The organism is Streptomyces swartbergensis (assembly GCF_002148965.1).
GTDB classification, from domain to species: domain Bacteria; phylum Actinomycetota; class Actinomycetes; order Streptomycetales; family Streptomycetaceae; genus Streptomyces; species Streptomyces swartbergensis.
The window spans coordinates 1-1,317 of record NZ_NGFN01000708.1; the positions used below are offsets into that span (position 1 = coordinate 1).

At 63.6% G+C, this 1,317-nt stretch carries 1 protein-coding gene; it reads left to right on the forward strand.

Features of this window, described 5'->3' with window-relative positions; translation table 11 throughout:
• Window positions 1–286 precede the first annotated feature (286 nt).
• A partial coding sequence (locus CA983_RS43765) for a hypothetical protein (RefSeq protein ID WP_143645846.1) occupies window positions 287–1,317 on the forward strand: 1,031 nt, incomplete at its 3' end.

Genomic DNA, 1,317 nt, shown 5'->3' on the forward strand with positions numbered 1-1,317 from the left:
CCCCATGGCGGCGATGAGAAGCCCGGAGACGATCTGGCTTCCGATGTCGTGAATGACGAAATTCCACAGGTCCCACTGCCCTGACAAGACGTTCTCCCAAGTCCCGTGCTGAACGCGGTCGTTGGGGCCAGAATCCCGGTCTCGATCGGGTGTGCGCCAGGGGCGCACACCCCGGTGATCTGCGACTTTTCAAGATCAAACGAATGGGTGGTTGAGGCTCGGTAGCATGCGCTTCCGCAGCGGCCTCGGGTGCGCGGCAAGAGGAGAGCATGCAGCAGGAGGACGGATGGACGCCTTGAGCGCCTACACAAGCGAACTGAGAAAAGTTTTCGCAGAGTTATCGCTCACCCAGGCGGCGTTCGCGGCCCGTGACGATGTTCCCTGGGAGCGCACACGGGTTAATCGTTTCCTGTCCGGGAAAGACAACACCATCGCTTCCAGGAGTTTCATCGACTGCCTGGCCAATGTCGGTTCCCAACTGGGCAAACCCTTAAGTGCCGACAGGCGCGAGCACCTGCTTGCTCTTCGGCGGGCGGCGCTGCGTGAGCGGGCGACAGCTGTGGGGCTGCTCGAAGTGATCGACGAAGAATTTCACCTGGTGCGGGTGCAGATGTCGAACTCACGTGAGGAGATCGAGGTCTACCGGCACATCAAGGATTCCCTGCTGGTTGAAGTGCGTGAGTACCGGTGTCTCTTGGAGGACATGGAAGCGCGCAACGCCGAGCAGCACCAGGCCCTCCAGGTTGCAGCCCTCTACCTCTCGGCTGCCGAGAGCCGACTGCAGCATGCGGAGCAGCAGCGCGAGACGCTCCTGGCCGTAATCGACCACCTGCAGGACCACCTCCGAGAAGTGCGCCGCTCAGCCCAAGCGTGGGACGGCCTGTCGCAGCACGCGGGCTGGTTCGTCCCCCTGGCCACCGGCGTCCTACTCAGCTCCCTCACATGGTCGACCGCAGGCCTGGGATTCGTCGCCTTCGCCACCTCCGGAGGCCTCGGCTCTCCCATCAGCCGCTCCACTGAGAACTCGGTGACCAACGACTACCACTCCGGCACGATGATGGGCCCCTACACCGTGGGTTCCTTCCACGGGAGCAGCACCACGGTCAGCACGACACAGTCCACCCACATCGACTTCGTGGCGATCCTCGGCTGGGCGCTCTTCACATTCAGTGCGGTCATGCTCGCCACCCACCACCTGTGGGTGTGGCCGGTCATCGTGGCGTATGTCGTCTTCGAAGTCCTCAGCCGCGCGCGCCTGGGGCCACCGCAGGCACGCTACGTGCTGCGCACCCTCACCGGCATCGTCCCAGGCTCTCT